The organism is Massilia alkalitolerans DSM 17462 (assembly GCF_000427785.1).
Classification (GTDB): domain Bacteria; phylum Pseudomonadota; class Gammaproteobacteria; order Burkholderiales; family Burkholderiaceae_D; genus Telluria; species Telluria alkalitolerans.
Map to the genome: position 1 here is coordinate 17,107 of NZ_ATYR01000025.1, position 15,824 is coordinate 32,930.

12 protein-coding genes are annotated in these 15,824 nt (G+C 61.8%); 2 read left to right on the forward strand and 10 right to left on the reverse strand.

Translation table 11 applies throughout. The annotated features are described in order from the left end of the window. Window positions 1–5: 5 nt before the first annotated feature. The 10 genes from YWC_RS32205 to rpmH form a co-directional block, all read right to left on the reverse strand. Entirely contained in the window at window positions 6–227 is a 222-nt protein-coding gene (locus tag YWC_RS32205; RefSeq protein WP_036215213.1) for a hypothetical protein, read from the reverse strand. A 296-nt stretch (window positions 228–523) separates the two neighbouring features. After that, a complete protein-coding gene (locus tag YWC_RS0120430; protein ID WP_229413152.1) occupies window positions 524–1,042 on the reverse strand; it encodes a DUF1439 domain-containing protein in 519 nt (172 codons plus the stop codon). Between the two features lie 136 nt (window positions 1,043–1,178). Then, complete coding sequence (locus YWC_RS0120435) at window positions 1,179–2,156, reverse strand: hypothetical protein (protein WP_027867064.1); 978 nt, start codon at window positions 2,154–2,156, stop codon at window positions 1,179–1,181. A gap of 26 nt (window positions 2,157–2,182) precedes the next feature. Further along, window positions 2,183–3,208, reverse strand: coding sequence for a hypothetical protein (locus YWC_RS0120440; protein WP_027867065.1), 1,026 nt, complete (start codon window positions 3,206–3,208; stop codon window positions 2,183–2,185). Further along, window positions 3,205–8,610 (reverse strand): AAA domain-containing protein, encoded by a 5,406-nt coding sequence (locus tag YWC_RS0120445; protein WP_084416503.1) that lies wholly within the window; start codon window positions 8,608–8,610, stop codon window positions 3,205–3,207. Before YWC_RS0120445 ends, YWC_RS0120440 begins: the two co-directional genes overlap by 4 nt. An 83-nt stretch (window positions 8,611–8,693) precedes the next feature. Beyond that, entirely contained in the window at window positions 8,694–10,070 is a 1,377-nt protein-coding gene (gene mnmE / locus YWC_RS0120450; protein WP_027867067.1) for a tRNA uridine-5-carboxymethylaminomethyl(34) synthesis GTPase MnmE, read from the reverse strand. A 72-nt stretch (window positions 10,071–10,142) separates the two neighbouring features. Continuing rightward, complete coding sequence (yidC, locus tag YWC_RS0120455) at window positions 10,143–11,819, reverse strand: membrane protein insertase YidC (RefSeq protein ID WP_027867068.1); 1,677 nt, start codon at window positions 11,817–11,819, stop codon at window positions 10,143–10,145. A 10-nt stretch (window positions 11,820–11,829) separates the two neighbouring features. After that, window positions 11,830–12,099 (reverse strand): membrane protein insertion efficiency factor YidD, encoded by a 270-nt coding sequence (gene yidD / locus YWC_RS0120460; protein WP_027867069.1) that lies wholly within the window; start codon window positions 12,097–12,099, stop codon window positions 11,830–11,832. After that, window positions 12,096–12,494, reverse strand: a complete 399-nt coding sequence (rnpA, locus tag YWC_RS0120465; protein ID WP_084416504.1) for a ribonuclease P protein component — start codon at window positions 12,492–12,494, stop codon at window positions 12,096–12,098. Before rnpA ends, yidD begins: the two co-directional genes overlap by 4 nt. A 30-nt stretch (window positions 12,495–12,524) precedes the next feature. Further along, complete coding sequence (rpmH, locus tag YWC_RS32210; RefSeq protein WP_040378179.1) at window positions 12,525–12,659, reverse strand: 50S ribosomal protein L34; 135 nt, start codon at window positions 12,657–12,659, stop codon at window positions 12,525–12,527. Window positions 12,660–13,026: 367 nt separating this feature from the next. On the opposite strand from rpmH, the gene dnaA reads away from it, so the two are divergent. Further along, entirely contained in the window at window positions 13,027–14,427 is a 1,401-nt protein-coding gene (gene dnaA, locus YWC_RS30155; protein WP_036215220.1) for a chromosomal replication initiator protein DnaA, read from the forward strand. A gap of 217 nt (window positions 14,428–14,644) precedes the next feature. Then, window positions 14,645–15,751 (forward strand): DNA polymerase III subunit beta, encoded by a 1,107-nt coding sequence (gene dnaN / locus YWC_RS0120480; protein ID WP_027867071.1) that lies wholly within the window; start codon window positions 14,645–14,647, stop codon window positions 15,749–15,751. The last annotated feature ends 73 nt before the right edge of the window (window positions 15,752–15,824 follow it).

Sequence of the window (15,824 nt, forward strand, 5' to 3'; positions counted from 1 at the left end):
AGCGCCTAGCGTGTGAATTCCGCTTCCTCGTCGAAGGAAGCGGCGCAGCTCTTGCCGCAGAAACGGCGCACGCTGTCGAGCGGTTTCTCGCAATACCAGCATGAGCCTTTCGCAGGCAGGCTCGCCCGCGCGGGCATCCCCGGGCTACCTACGGCGACGGCGACCGCGGCCAGGACTGGCTCGGTGGCCAGCCCACTGTCCGGAAAGCTTTCCTGTGTCGTTTCCAAGATCTACCCCCTACACGACAGACTGAAGTCCAACCAAGATTACTTCAGCAGAACATCGTGCCCATGAGAAACCTCAAGCGCGGACCGCGGCGGAGTCGCGCCACGGCAGTTCAGTGCCATTCCATCCGTACCAGTGTGCGCCGAATGGACTGGCTCTGCAATCGTCACATGCCGATTAGGCTTGCGAACAACACACCTCCAAGGACTTGCGCTCGTGCGCGCAAAAATAATAGCGTATTGCTAATTTTTTGTACGCACGCAACGCATGCGTGGCGGAAATGCGACTGGACGCGCGCTTAGCGCCGATTCGCGGGTTCCAGCGTGACCAGCAGACCAGAACGTGTGGTTTCAATCCGGGTCGGAATGAACTGGACGCCGGCATAGCGCAGGTCTTGCGGGTCGAAGGTGTAGACCGGCGTGTCGCGCACGACGGTATCGATGAGGGAGCTGGCGATGCGCGCGATCTGGCGCTCGGCTTCCGGGTTGGCGCCGATCGTCACGCGGTCGACGCGCGGTTCGGCCATCATCACGGCGGGGCGGCCGGGATCGACGTAGAGCCGGCCCGAGAACGCCAGGCTGCCGCTCCAGGTGTCGCGCGCGAACGGCGGCGATACCGAGGCTTCCAGCGCCAGCGCGACCCGATCAAGCTCAGGCTGGATCGCCAGCTGCGGGCGCTGCAGGCGGATGTCGAACAGGCCCATCAGGGGATGGCTGAGCGGGAAGCGGCGCTCGAGGCCGGCCTGCAGCTTGTGCAGGGGGATTTCGACCGTTCGCGGGCCGGTGAGGCTGGCGCAGGAAGACAGAAAACCGCACATGGTCAATGCCAAGCCTGTAGACACCAGGCGCCTTTGCCGCCCGAACCGTTCGATTACCATGCTTCTCCCTATCCTGAGTAATTGCTAGCCTAGCATGTGGTTGCAGGCTGAGGCGTCACGGTACGATCTTGCAAATTCAGCCGATGGTCCGGGTGGCCCACTGGTCGGCTTCTCTCGTGCGCGTCCAGATATGCAGTCCAGCCCGGTCCGGATCGTCGGGCGCTGCGTCGACGGCAAACAGACTTTGGTCCGTGCAGACCGCCTTTCCCATGGCAATGCCGCGTTTCACCAGGTTGACATCTCCTGCACCAAACAGCTCGTAACATCCATCCAATGTCGCTACATAGAGTTGCTCGTGGAATGTCACGATGCCCAGCGGTTTGGCGGCAAGCTTATGGGTCGCGGTAGCGCTACCGCCAGTCGCTGCCAAGACCCAGCCATCGTCAACAACAGCGCGCAGTCTGCCATCTGCACCTTCCGTGCCTGCAACGATGTTGATATAGGGGGCATCGTCCGGCGACCATGGCGCAGTAAGCTGGGACCAGGTGCGGTCGCCACCGCGTTGAACCAGCGTGCCCCCATACCCAAGGGCGAATACGCCATCGCACGTTTGTACGAGGTCGTTGATTCCTCCGCTCAGCTCGGGTGCCCTGCCATCGTACTCGAGACGTGCAGTTTCGCCATCCCAGCAATAGATACGGCGACTAAAGGTTCCAACCAGCAGTTCATCGGAAACCCAGAGCATGCAAACGCCAAGCTCCGCACTCTCCTGTCCGTTCGATACGAATACCAGCCGGTGCAAATACCAGACAGGCCGGTCCGGTAACCCAGGATGAGGTGCCAGTGCGAACCATGCGGGGCGCCCCTCCATCGGAGCATTGGTAACGAGCTCGCCGTCAGCTGTCATGCCCCACAGGTAGCCAGCTCCATCGCTGGCGATTGCCTGGAGCGCGCCAGGAATCCAGGCATCAAGCCCGATGGAGAAACCATTTCCGTCGAACAGACCATGCACAAGCCACGAGGTTTTGTCCCCATTGTCATCGAGTGCATGAATCGCCCAGTAGGGCGTGCCGTGCACAACGGCTATATCGGCCGACGCATAGCAGTTCGTCATAATTCTCCTGGATCCATGTAGGGCTGTTACGTATTGTTCAACTGCGGTGGCGGCTGCACGATAACGGGCGCGACTAGGGCAGCGCTTTTTATCAAAGGCAATTCCTTGTTCATTGTCCACCCGATCGCGTTGTAATGGTCTCGCGCCTCCATCAGCAATGCGGTTGCGATTGCGCGCCCTACCGACTGCCGCTCAGGCCATGTCATGAAACCGGCTTGAGCGATTGCAAAGCCCTTGACGTGCCTGGATTCAAAAGCGCTCCTTGAGCGCATCGAGTCGTTATTGACCACGCTGTCCACCGCGAGATCGGCACGGGTATAGATGTTCGTCATCCAGACACGTACATGCTCGAGATATTCGCCAACGGTCGGATTACGCTTTAGTGCCTCGAAGTGCTGGCGTACTGCATTCTGCGCATCCGTTGCGAACTTGTGCTGAGAACCTTTGTTCTGCCCGTCCTGCAAGAACGTTGCGAATCCTTCGGCTTTCGTTGTAGAGGCGCTGCGAACCGTGGAGATGCCACGCATTGCTTTATCCGGAATCAGGTGGTCGGCATCGTAGCCGCGATATGGGTTTATACCGCCTGTCGTACCCTGCTGGACTGCCTTTCTCAGTTCCGCATAGGTAGCGGCTGTCGTCGGCATTCGCAGCAGGTCACGCAGCGCCGCGGCCTCCGCTGGGGCAATGCTATCTGCCTTCCAATCTAGTCCTTCGACCTTCTGCGCGATTTGTACGACGGCTTGAATCTCGTTCCGCAGAACTTCGTCCGGCAGGGGATAGGCGATTGCCACGACGCCAGGCTTGAGTTGCGACGGCATTCCGCCTCCGGCGAGAAAGGCGCTGATCGTCTGTCGCGCCTGCGTCTCGCTAAGCCGATGGCCATCGGTGCGGGGATACGTGATGCCACCGACATCGAATGCTTCGACGAAGCTGCCCATATTTTTCTGATGCATCGCGGCGAAATCCTTGCGTGCAGCAGCGTCGGCAGGGTTATGAAGACAGGCATCAAAGGCGTCCCGCACCGCCTTCATGGTCTGGAAAACAACGCTCATTCGGCCTCCAAACCCGTTGCACCAGCCGCCTGCGCATTGCCGGCGTCGTCATTCAACAAGTTGGTGACGTGGGTGCTGAAGGTTGAAGGGCGACCGAGACCGCGTTGTTCCATCCACCCGAGCAGACGGTCGACGGTTGGCGCCGGCAAGGAACGTGTGTATATGTGGGGGTCAACATGCAACTCCGGGTTTGCCGTACCGGCTGCGAGCAACGACGCCACCTCGGCCGTCCCCCATTGCCGGGATTCGCAGTCCCATCCAACAGGATCGACATCGGACCATCCACGATGCGTGACGCTGTCCAGCGTCACCACCTCGACACCCAGCTCGACAGCGTCGTTCATGCCATCCGGCAGCTGGAGTGGGAACACCTGGCGGGCCAAGCGCACCTCGACATCCGAGACGATCGAGGCCACGGTCAGCGCGCGCATCATGGCATAGACCTGGCGCTGGCGCTCCGAAAACTGTGCGAACAGCTCGCTGTCTGCGCCGATTCTCACGTCAAGCGGCGCCAAAGCGCCGTGCGCACCATTGCGCGCCGCGCTATCGCTGCCGGCATCATCGGACTGTGGCGCCTTCTCGCTTTCGGCACTTTGAACGACGTCACTGTCAACCTCACGATGCGTGGCGGGGAGAGCGCTTGTGGGAGCCCATGTGGGACGCGATACCTCGGGCATCTCCTGAAACAGCAGATACGCTTCGCCCGCCTCGTCAAGGATCGGACCGGACGGATCCTCCACCACGATGCCGCGGCGATCGGCGAAACGGCCGGCCCATTCGGACACGAACGATTGATAATCGCCGACAGTTGCTGCAGGTTTGTGGGCGAGCAGCGACAGTGCGTGATCGAATTCGCTCAGGAATGCGCTCGAGCTGATTTTCTCCAGCCACGGATCGTTCAGCAAGGTGCTGGCTAATTGCTGGCCTGTAGCCGTCAAGCGAAGCACTCCTGTGTCGTCGATGAACGCCCACGCTGTTTGCGACATACACGGCTGCGTCAGCGCAGCTTCGCGATCGGCGTCTTCTTCGGGCCTGTGTTCGTAGAGGGTTTGCAACACCTCCGTTGTTGTTGTCGGCAGCATTCCAAAACGCCGGTATGCCTCACGCAATATCATGTTCGTGCCCAGCTGCTCGTCACTCGGCATGCTTCGGGTCTCCTCGGACACGAGGCATGAAACGGGTGACAGGCGGGCCTGGCCAAGCTGCTGTAGACAACGCCCGGCGTCCTCGCGATCCGAGCTGGCCCAAGCCTTCCACGGCCCCTTCTCACAGCTCGTCATCAGCCGTGCGGGAACCAGCTTGTCACCGATCTTCAGGCCAATGTGAAGCCCATAATTACCGCCCGGTGCATCGGCTGCATCCCCTTCGCCCGCCAAGACCCGCAACAGCGGCCCCTTGATGCGTCCCCCACCGGGAACACGGCGCCACGCGTAGACCGAACCGATCAGGTTGTCGAGTACGCGCGTCGCGAGCGCGCCATAAGCCACGCCCATGTTCAATGCCTGACAGGCCTGAAGCATACGTTCCCCGGGCGTACCTTCCGACAGGCTCACCACCGCGGCATCGTTGAACGCCTGCTGCAGGGCTTCCGATGTGAGCGCCTGAAAGCGGACACGGCGGACCTGTTTCACGTGCGCGAACCAGGGCGCCGTCCTGATTACATCGAGAATGTGCCAGGCGATCGCCTCTCCCTGGGCGTCATTATCCGTGCCAAGTATCAGCTCTTCACATTGCAGCAGCCGCGACGCAGTACGCCGCAACAGCTGCGCCACCTCACTTTGCCCATCCCGCTCGCACAACTGCCAGCCAGGCCGCAACCCATCGTCGAAGCGGATGGCGCCCGGGCCCGACAAATCGCGAATATGCCCTCCGGACCCGAACACCTGTACCGAGTGCGGTAGCAGGGACTGGATGATCTTCGCCTTGTGCGGCGACTCCACTACCATCAACCGGGTCGGCCCGAGTTTGACTGCCGGCTTGCGCGGCGCACCGGTGCGCACCTCGCGCTCGCGCTCGTTCACGCCGGCCAGGCAGCGCCCCACGATTGCCGACGGCAGATCATTGTCGGCAGACAGCGCCTGAGGAGAGAAAAACAGATCCGAATGGCCGAACAGAATAAAACTTTTCTGTGCCCGGCTGATTGCCACATTGAGCAACCGTCCGTCGTCGCGATCGATGAATACACGCTCCCGATGGTTGTCCGGCGTGCGCTTCCTCGCGGGACTCTCCTTGTTGACCGCGCTGAACAGGACAACCGGTTTCTCCGCCCCTTGCAAGGTGTGTACGGTACCGATAGTCATGCGCTCGCTTAACGCTTCCCCTTCCACTATCCCCCAGTCGCCATCCAGGTGCTCTTTCACCGCCTGCCGGATCGCGTTCGCCTGTCCGCGGAACGGCGTGACGATGGCGACCACACTGGAAAGATCCTCGGGTTTATCTACCCGCCCATCGGCACGCGCAAGCCACTTGCAAAGTTGCAGCCCTGTCGTCTTCAGCCAATGCACGACCGCCTGGACTTCACCTGGATTCAGCCATGAGTCTTGCTTGACCGGTTCGTCGTTTGGCCCGCCAGTCTGATAGAAGGCGAGCGGAGGAAGCGGATAGCTTGCCTTCATTCGCTTGCGCAGCGCCTGCTCGGCCGCCTCGTCCTGCAGAATGGGCAGGTCCGCGTCGTCCAATGAGCCGATGGCCGGGTCCGTCTTCATCGGTATCAGCTCACGTGCCTTCAAGCCTCCGTCGGCATCCCGGTCATGGTCGTGGTAAAGCAGATCGATGCACACGTTGATGATCGATTCAGCGCAGCGATAGTGTTCCCTCAACAGCAGCCCGTCACGCATCGTGCCGTCAAGGGCGCGCTCCGCACGCGATGCACCGGTCGCTGCCAGCTTCATGATCGAGCCGGTTGCAGCGTCCGCCCCGCGCTTGCGCCACTGTTCAAGCACGGCATCACCGCCCCAGCGGTCGGCAATATACCGTGCGTCCAGTTCTTCGGTCACGGACGGCACAGGAGCAAGCTGCTTCATGTCGCCAACCACAACCGCCTTGCAGGCCAGGCTCATGACTGCCGCGCCAAGTTCCGGGGCGGCCTGGCCCGCTTCATCGATGATCAGGAGATCGGCGAACCCGAACATGGGTGTACGGGATTCGCTCAACAGTTTCGGCGCACTGTGCAGCGTCGATACCATACAAGGGAAGAGCATGGCGAGGCGCCTTAGTTCGGCCTCCCTGCTCGTTTCCGGGGACGCCAGACCGATCAACCACTGCGCCTCCCAATACCGGGCAGCGAGGTGAAACGCCAGCGGCCGGCATTCGACGTCGAGGATCTTTTCGACGACAGTACGACGTTGTTCGGCACTGCCGGCGCTTGCGAATTCCTGACGCAGCGATTTCAGCCAGTGCGAACTCTCGCCGGCCTCGGGAAACAGTCTCTCCATTGCAGTCTCTGGTTCGGCGAGCAGCGCGCTTCGCACCTTGTCCTGCTCGTCGACTGCCCGGCGCAAGCCTTCTTGCAGGATGGATGCAAGAATGGCCAGGGCCGCGGCGGCCTGGGCGATGACCGCTTGGGTTACTCCGTTGAGAGCCATCTCCTTGTACGGTTGCTGCCGATCCGACTGGCCGACGGCTTGCGCAACAAAATAAAGATGTTTGATCTGCGATTTCGCCTTGACGCACTGTTCATCGGTAAAGATCTCAGATTGCTTGCCAAGCGATGTCAATGCGTATTCAAACTCGCGCCCCCAATGCAACGCGGCCGCTGGCAAATGTGAAGCATTTAGGTATGTGCATGACGTGCCTACCCCTCCCAACTTCAACATGCCGTTCCGGCGGACTGCCATGATCGCGAACCTCTTTTTGTGATCAGGCTGCTTCTTCTTCGACGGCATGCTTGCTGTCAATCCTAGACGCACCTTCCCCGTTCCCTTCAACCACCGTTTCGACAGCTTGTGGCGATTACCGACGGCGCCATCGAAGGTTCCCATGACGTTTTCCACGCTCTGGTTGGTCGCGCCGCACACCAGCGTCACCGGGCACTGCTGGCGCCCATCGTATGCAGCGCTCACCCATTGGTTGGCAATCATGGCACGCAGCATCGCCGTCTTCCCTGTCCCTGGTGGGCCACTGACCGCGATGACGCCAGGGTGATCCAGCTCGATCAATGCATGCACTGCACGGCGCTGGGAATCATTCAAGGGATCCGCGCTTCGATCCTTGTCCGGGTCATCAGGTTTCGCCCCCTTGTCGACCATTGCCATATGCCGCACGCTCGTAGCGCTACTGATAGGCTGATCGGGATCGAGTGGGTGAGAAGGCCCCAATGCGCCAAGCACTTGTTCGAGAGCGCTTGGCTTGCGTTGCTCTGGCATCGCTCTGTAAACTTCCGACAGCGCCCTCACTGCATATCCGAGCGTACGCGGGACTGCGACCCAGTGGCCTTTTACTGGAATATATTTATCCAACACGGCCGCTTCCCGCAGGCTATCGAATACCTTTAAGCAGGCTGTTACATAGTCGGGAAACGGCGTGCCCCGCGTTGTTGCAGCAAAAAAGCTGCTCAACGCGCCCTGATAAGCAGAAAAATAACTGATGGGCGTGGGCAGATCCTTACGTTCCATCGCAGGCTGAGGGTCAAGCCATTTTCGGACCACGCGGGGCCAGCGATCCATGTGGTCCCGGGGAAGTGAGACTTTCCCATCCTTGTCCACCTCGAACGGGAACCAAAAAACGATGTCAAGCGGTGCGGAGTATGAACGTTTCGTTTGATCGGTGCCGTTATCTTCCGGCCACACGGTAGCAGAGGTCGATCTGGTCGTATGGTGATACACAAGCGCCATCGGTAAGCGATCATCGATGAAAGCCGGCTCATCTTCCCACTCGGACTCTTCGTCGTCGCTATCTTCGTTATCGCCAGCGCCGCTCGCAGGCGAGTTCACAGGAGTGTCTATTTTCCGGTTATCGCCTGCTCCGGCTTGCCCTGCCCGCTCCAGCAATCTGCGCAAGGCTTCCTTTTGACGCCCGCCAAAACCCAGGTTAAACGTGCCCCAGCATAACGATGTCGGGTCATGAAGCGCGATCTGGATATCGGCCCGCCCCATTCCCGACACATCGTCCGCGATCAAGGTCTCATGCCAGTACTTGAGCACCTGCTCGTTCAAGACGGGAACAGGACGACTCAGGGGCTGGGACTGGGGCTGCGCAGCCGGGATTACCTGTGCCGGCTGGTCAATCACGGGTGCCACGACGGGAACCGCCGCGGGAGCGACGACTACGGGAGGAACGGGCTTTCGCGGAGCTTCGGCATTCGCTTGTCCGGCAGTGACGGTGCCTCCCGTGCCAGGAGGTGCACCGCTAGCGAGTGCGTCACTCACCACACCCGTGATTTTCTTCCAGACTTTGCCGAACATTTAGCGAATCAATCCGAACATGGGCTTATCAGCTCCCAAACAAAGCAGCGTAACCGGTTCAAGCCAGCTCAGCTTGATAAATATTACTTCCCGATACAGAAGCGGCTGAAGATCACCCCCAGCAAATCATCCGGCGTGAACTGCCCGGTGATGCTGGAGAGCTGATCCTGCGCCAGGCGCAGCTCCTCGGCGAACAGGTCGAGCGACTGGTCATCCTGCATCGCGTGCTGGCGCGCCAGCTCGAGGTGCTCGCGGGCGGCGCGCAGCGCGATCAGGTGGCGTTCGCGCGCCAGGTACAGCGACTCGCCGGTCTGCTGCCAGCCGGCGATGCGCAGCAGTTCGGCGCGCAGCAGGTCGATCCCCAGCTTCTCGTGGGCCGACAGGTACAGGTGGGTGGCGTCGGGCGACACGTCCATCGAGGGCTTGTGGCCGGACAGGTCGATCTTGTTCCAGATGCGCACCACCGGCACCCCGGCCGGGAAGGCGGCCACGATTTTCTCGTCTTCCGCGCTCGGCCCCAGGTTGGCGTCCAGCAGGTGCAGGATCACGTCGGCCTTGCCGACCTCTCCCCAGGTGCGCTCGATGCCGATGCGTTCCACCACGTCGATGTCGTCGAGGGTGCGGATGCCGGCGGTGTCGATGATGTTGAGCGGGATGCCTTCGATCTGGATGGTCTCGGTGACCTTGTCGCGCGTGGTGCCGGCGATTGGGGTGACGATCGCGACGTCGGCGCCGGCCAGGGCGTTCAGCAGCGAGGACTTGCCCACGTTCGGCTGGCCCACCAGCACCACGTTCAGGCCTTCGCGCAGCAATGCGCCTTGCGCCGCCTGGCGGAACACGTTTTCCAGCGCCTCGATGATGCCGGCCAGCTGGCCGCGCGCGTTCGATTTTTCCAGGAAGTCGATCTCTTCCTCCGGGAAGTCCAGGGTCGCCTCGACCAGCATGCGCAGATTGATGGTCTGGTCGACCAGCCCGTGCACCACCTGGGAAAAAGCGCCCGACAGCGACTGCGAGGCGGACTTCGCCGCGGCTTCGGTGGAGGCGTCGATCAGGTCGGCCACGGCCTCGGCCTGGGCGAGGTCGAGCTTGTCGTTCAGGAAGGCGCGGCGGGTGAACTCGCCCGGCTCGGCCAGGCGCAGGCCGTGTCTGGCGCCGGCTTCGAGCACGCGGGCAAGCAGCATCTGCAGCACCACCGGGCCGCCGTGGCCCTGCAGTTCGAGCACGTCTTCGCCGGTATAGGAATGCGGGCCCTTGAAGTACAGGGCCAGGCCTTCGTCGATCACGTCGCCGTTGGCGGCCTTGAACGGAATGTAGGTGGCGTGGCGCGGATTGAGCTTCACGCCGGGGAACAGGGCGTCGATCAGCGCCTGCAGCGACTTGCCGGAGGCGCGCACGACGCCGATGCCGCCGCGGCCGGGGGCGGTGGCGATGGCGGCGATGGGGGAGGTGTCGAGTTTCATGGAGGGGATTGTAAGGGATACGGAAAAGAAAAAGCCCGCGCAAGCGCGGGCTTTCCACTAAAACCAGGCCGCTTACTTCGCCGCGCCGGTCTCGAACTTCTTGGTGATCACCCACTGCTGCGCGATCGACAGGATGTTGTTGACCACCCAGTACAGCACCAGTCCCGACGGGAAGAAGAAGAACACCACCGAGAATGCCAGCGGCATGAACAGCATCATCTTGGCCTGCACCGGGTCGGTCGGCTGCGGGTTCAGCTTGGTGGTGATGTACATCGACACCGCGTAGATGACCGGCAGGATGAAGTACGGGTCCGGGCGGGTCAGGTCGTCGATCCACAGGATCCACGGCGCGCCGCGCATCTCGACCGATGCCTGCAGCACCCAGTACAGGGCGAAGAAGACCGGCATCTGCACCAGGATCGGCAGGCAGCCGCCCAGCGGGTTGATCTTCTCGGTCTTGTACAGCTCCATGGTGGCCTGCTGCATCTTCTGCGGGTCGTTCTTGTAGCGCTCGCGGATCGCCTGCATCTTCGGCGTCACCACGCGCATCTTGGCCATGCTGCGGTAGCCGGCCGCCGACAGCGGGAAGAAGGCCAGCTTGATCAGCACGGTCAGCGCGACGATGGTCCAGCCCCAGTTACCCAGCAGCGAGTGCAGGTGGGTCATCACCCAGAAGATCGGCTTGGCGATAATGGTCAGCATGCCGTAGTCCTTGACCAGTTCCAGGCCAGGGGCGATGGTTTCCAGGGTCTGCTCGTCCTGCGGGCCCGAGTACAGGCGGGTGTCGTTCGACACGGTCGCGCCCGGCGCCACGGTGCCCAGCGGCTGGATGGTGCCGATGGCGTACAGGTTGGTCGCGATCTTCTTGGTGAAGATCTCGCGCTGCGCCTTGTCGGCCGGGATGAAGGCCGAGACGAAGAAGTGCTGCGAGATCGCGACCCAGCCGTTGTTGGCCTTGCTTGCGTGATCGGCCTTGCCCTTCTCGATGTCTTCGAAGGTCAGCTTCTGGTACTTGTCTTCCTGGGTGTACAGGGTCGGGCCGGTGTAGCTCGGCATGAACCAGGAATCGGTCGCCGGTTTGTTGCCGTCGTGCTGCAGCTGCAGGTACAGCGACGGCTGCACCGGCGCGGCGGTCAGGTTGGTGACGTCATGGCGGATGCCGATGACGTAGTCGCCCTTGCGGAAGGTGAAGGTCTTGGTCAGGCGCACGCCGCCCTGCTCCGCATCCATCACCAGCTGCACGGTGCCGTCGGCGCCGCGCGTGAGCGGACGGGCCACGAACGGGGTCGCGTGGTTCGGCATCACGCCGGCCGGGGTCGAGCCGACCAGGCCGGTCTGGCCCAGGTAGACGCTGTTGCCGCCCACGTTGAACAGCACCTTGTTCTTGGTCTTGTCGATTTCGTCGGCGAACTTCAGCAGCTCGAGGCGCTTGATGACGCCGCCGAGGGTGTCGATGTCGGCCTTCACCACGTCGGTGGTGATGGTGATGCGCTGGGTCGACGGCGCAGCCGGAGCGGCGCCCGGGACACCGGCCGGGCTGGCACCCGGCCCGCCCGGCACGGCGGTGGCGCCCGGCTGCGGGGCGGCCGGCACGTCGCTCGGCTTGGTTTGCTGCTGCGCAACCTGGGCGGTCGGCGGCGCCGGCGAGAACAGCGACTGTTTACCGTTGGCCACCATCCAGTTGTTCCAGAGAACAATCAGGGAAATGGCGAACACGATCCACAGGACGGTACGTTTATTGAGTTCCATTGGAGTCTAGTCAGGAGTGGTTACAACCGCGAGCGGCTGGTGGAGGTTGCTGGTCCTTGGCCTCGCGCGCCGGCGGGACGAAGTCGACGCCGCCCGGATTCCACGGATGGCAGCGGCACACGCGGCGCGCGGCCAGCAGCGAGCCGCGGGCGGCGCCGTGCACGCGCAGCGCTTCGATCGCGTAATTGGAGCAGGTCGGGTAAAAACGGCACTTCTGCCCGAGCAACGGGGACAGCAGCAGCTGGTAGCCGCGAAGGAACCAGACCAGCAGCGTCTTCATGATGTCGGCGAGGGCGCCGGACGGCGCGGGCGCTGGGAGGCGAACAGGCGGGTGAGCTCGGCGCGCAGCTCGGCCTTCAGGGCGCGCGTGGTGGCCGGCCCGTCCTTGCCGTTCACCGGCCGGGATAAACGCACGATGCAGTCGAAGGGCTGCAGCTGGCTGGTGCGGAACAGCTCGCGCGTGACGCGCTTGATCGTATTGCGGGTGACGGCGCGCGGCGCGAAACGCTTGGCCGCAACGACGCCCAGCCGCGCATGCGGCAGGCCGTTGGGTCGGGTGTAGAGCACGAAATGCGCGGATTTTTGCGCCGGGCGCAAACGAAAAACGGATGAAAACTCATCCGTTTTAACGATACGCCGAACGCGCGCGAAGTCGTGCGAACCTTCGCCTGTCATCACCGACCGCGTCGATCTGGTCTAAAAAACTTAGACAGCCAGGCGCTTGCGGCCCTTGGCGCGGCGTGCGTTCAGGACTTGACGGCCACCACGGGTAGCCATACGTGCGCGGAAGCCGTGCGTGCGCTTGCGACGGACGACGGAAGGTTGGTAAGTACGTTTCATGGTGGTCTCGCTTAAAGCAAAAGAAAGTGCAAAATCGGGTCTGACGTCGTGTCAGGATTCGTCGCCGATGACAGTTCGCAGATGGTTAAGCCAGCGTCACGCCTCAGCAGATACTCGTTTCGCCTACGCAGCCTCATGCTGATTTATCAGCCTGACAGGGTGCACGGACGGGGAACCCTGAATTAGACTCGATTTCCAGTCCAGCTGTCAAGAACGCTGTTGTTTCCTGATGAGCAGCTGCCCGTACATACTGTCGCGCCGGCACTGCTGCGTAAACCTTGGTTTCGGTTGAAAATAGTGGGCCCAACCTGTGGATAACTTCGGCCGAGACAGGTAAAATAGCGTGTTACGTATCAATTAGCGAAGTATGGAAAATTTTTGGCAGACCTGTTCCGCGCAGCTGGAACTCGAGCTGACGCCGCAGCAATACAGTGCGTGGATCAAATCGCTGGTCGTCCTCGATTACGAGGACGGCAAGCTGCGCATCGCCGCGCCGAACCGGTTCAAGCTCGACTGGGTCAAGACCCAGTTCGCCACGCGCATCACCGAACTCGCCTGCCAGTACTGGGAAGCGCCGGTGGAAGTGCAGTTCGTGCTCGACCCGAAGAACAACCCGGCCAGGAAGCCGGCGGGTCCTGCCGCGACGACAGGCGGCGCGGCCAACTTCGACGCGCCGCGCCAGCCGGAACAGCAGCAAGCGCAGCCGTCCCAGGGCAACGTGAACATCGCCAACTCGCCCAAGCGCGAGCAGAGCCGCATCAACACCGACCTGACTTTTGAGAGCTTCGTCACCGGTAAGGCCAACCAGCTGGCGCGCGCCGCCGCGATCCAGGTCGCCAACAACCCGGGCGTCTCGTACAACCCGCTGTTCTTCTACGGCGGCGTGGGCCTCGGTAAGACCCACCTGATCCACGCGATCGGCAACCAGGTCATGGCCGACAACCCGAACGCGCGCATCCGCTACATCCACGCCGAGCAGTACGTGCGCGACGTCGTCACCGCCTATCAACGCAAAGGCTTCGACGACTTCAAGCACTACTACCATTCGCTCGACATGTTGCTGATCGACGATATCCAGTTCTTCGGCGGCAAGAGCCGCACGCAGGAAGAGTTCTTCTATGCGTTCGAAGCGCTGATCGCCGCCAAGAAGCAGATCATCATCACCTCGGATACCTATCCGAAGGAGATCACCGGCATGGACGACCGCCTGATCTCGCGCTTCGACTCCGGCCTGACGGTGGCGATCGAGCCGCCCGAGCTGGAAATGCGCGTGGCGATCCTGCTGAAGAAGGCGCAGTCCGAGAACGTCACCCTGTCGGACGACGTCGCGTTCTTCGTGGCCAAGCACCTGCGCTCCAACGTGCGCGAGCTGGAAGGCGCGCTGCGCAAGATCCTGGCCTACTCGCGCTTCCACGGCAAGGACATCACCATCGACGTGGTGAAGGAAGCCCTGAAAGACCTGCTGTCGGTGCAGAACCGCCAGATCTCGGTGGAGAACATCCAGAAGACGGTGGCGGACTTCTTCAACATCAAGGTGGCGGACATGTACTCCAAGCGCCGCCCGGCGAACATCGCCCGCCCGCGCCAGATCGCCATGTACCTGGCCAAGGAACTGACCCAGAAGAGCCTGCCGGAGATCGGCGAGCTGTTCGGCGGCCGCGACCATACCACCGTGCTGCACGCGGTCCGCAAGATCGCCCAGGACCGCCAGAAGAACGCCGAGTGCAACCACGAGCTGCACGTGCTGGAGCAGACGCTGAAGGGATAAATGTAGGGTGGGCGGGTCTCCCGCCCACGCGTTCAACCAGCAGGTGATTAAACACGGTGCGACTGTTCAAGAAATAGTTGGACGCGTGGGCGGGGAACCCGCCCACCCTACAAAAAACAGTCGCCGCCCCAATATTCGGAGAGGTTTGTGTTATCTCCCGGCAATTGGCAAAATAGTGTTAGAGCAATAAATAATTAATACTTAACTGAGGATATCTATGCAACTGGTCAAAACCACCCGAGACACGCTTCTCCGGCCACTGCAGATCGTGAGCGGTATTGTCGAGCGTCGGCACACTATGCCGATTCTGGCCAATATCCTCATTCGCAAGGACGGCGAAAGCGTCTCGTTCCTCTCGACCGACACCGAAGTCCAGATCACCACGCTTGCCAACATCGGTTCGGGCGACGACGTGACCGGCACCACGGTGGCGGCGCGCAAGCTGCTGGACATCCTGCGCGCGCTGCCGGAGTCGGGCGACGTCACCATGACCCTGCAAAACAAGCGCCTGGCCGTCCAGAGCGGCAAGTCGCGCTTCGCCCTGCAGACCCTGGCCGCGGAAGAATTCCCGACCGTGTCGGTGGCCGACAGCTACAACGCCAGCGTCACCCTGCCGCAGAAGACGCTGAAGCACCTGTTCAACATGGTGCACTTCGCGATGGCCCAGCAGGACATCCGCTACTACCTGAACGGCCTGCTGCTGGTGCTGGACGGGAACAACATCATCGCCGTGGCGACCGACGGCCACCGCCTGGCCTTCTGCCAGGTGGCCACCGAGCAGGCTTTCGAGCGCCAGGAAGTGATCATCCCGCGCAAGACCATCATCGAACTGCAGCGCCTGCTGGAAGAAAGCGATGAAGAGGTGCGCCTGGATATCGCCGCCTCGCAGGTGAAGCTGACCTTCGCCGACATCGAGCTGGTCTCGAAGCTGGTTGAGGGCAAGTTCCCTGACTACACCCGCGTGATCCCGAAGGGCTACAAGAACGAGTTCACGATCGGCCGCGATGAGCTGCTGCGTTCGCTGCAGCGCGCCGCGATCATGACCAGCGACAAGTTCAAAGGCGTGCGCTGCATCATCGAGCCGGGCGTCATGAAGATCAGCTCGACCAACGCCGACCAGGAAGAGGCGGTGGAAGAACTCGAGATCGACTACGGCGGCGACACCATCGACATCGGTTTCAACGTGACCTACCTGCTCGACGTGCTGAACAACCTGAAGTGCGACCAGGTGAACATCGCGCTGGGCGATTCGAACTCGTCGGCGCTGATCTCGATTCCCGAGAATGGCGACTTCAAGTATGTCGTCATGCCGATGCGGATTTGATCAGTCAGCAAATCGTTGGCCCGCGATTAAGGAAGTAGCCTTAACCCGTCGTTCCGGCGCAGGCCGGAACCCA

Coding starts and splice junctions, on each gene's coding strand:
- YWC_RS0120430 (WP_229413152.1), bottom strand. CDS start 1,042: ATGTGCGGTTTTCTGTCTTCCTGCGCCAGCCTCACCGGCCCGCGAACG.
- dnaA (WP_036215220.1), top strand. CDS start 13,027: ATGGAAAATTTTTGGCAGACCTGTTCCGCGCAGCTGGAACTCGAGCTG.
- YWC_RS0120440 (WP_027867065.1), bottom strand. CDS start 3,208: ATGAGCGTTGTTTTCCAGACCATGAAGGCGGTGCGGGACGCCTTTGAT.
- dnaN (WP_027867071.1), top strand. CDS start 14,645: ATGCAACTGGTCAAAACCACCCGAGACACGCTTCTCCGGCCACTGCAG.
- YWC_RS0120445 (WP_084416503.1), bottom strand. CDS start 8,610: ATGTTCGGCAAAGTCTGGAAGAAAATCACGGGTGTGGTGAGTGACGCA.
- YWC_RS0120435 (WP_027867064.1), bottom strand. CDS start 2,156: ATGACGAACTGCTATGCGTCGGCCGATATAGCCGTTGTGCACGGCACG.
- yidD (WP_027867069.1), bottom strand. CDS start 12,099: ATGAAGACGCTGCTGGTCTGGTTCCTTCGCGGCTACCAGCTGCTGCTG.
- mnmE (WP_027867067.1), bottom strand. CDS start 10,070: ATGAAACTCGACACCTCCCCCATCGCCGCCATCGCCACCGCCCCCGGC.
- yidC (WP_027867068.1), bottom strand. CDS start 11,819: ATGGAACTCAATAAACGTACCGTCCTGTGGATCGTGTTCGCCATTTCC.
- rpmH (WP_040378179.1), bottom strand. CDS start 12,659: ATGAAACGTACTTACCAACCTTCCGTCGTCCGTCGCAAGCGCACGCAC.
- rnpA (WP_084416504.1), bottom strand. CDS start 12,494: ATGACAGGCGAAGGTTCGCACGACTTCGCGCGCGTTCGGCGTATCGTT.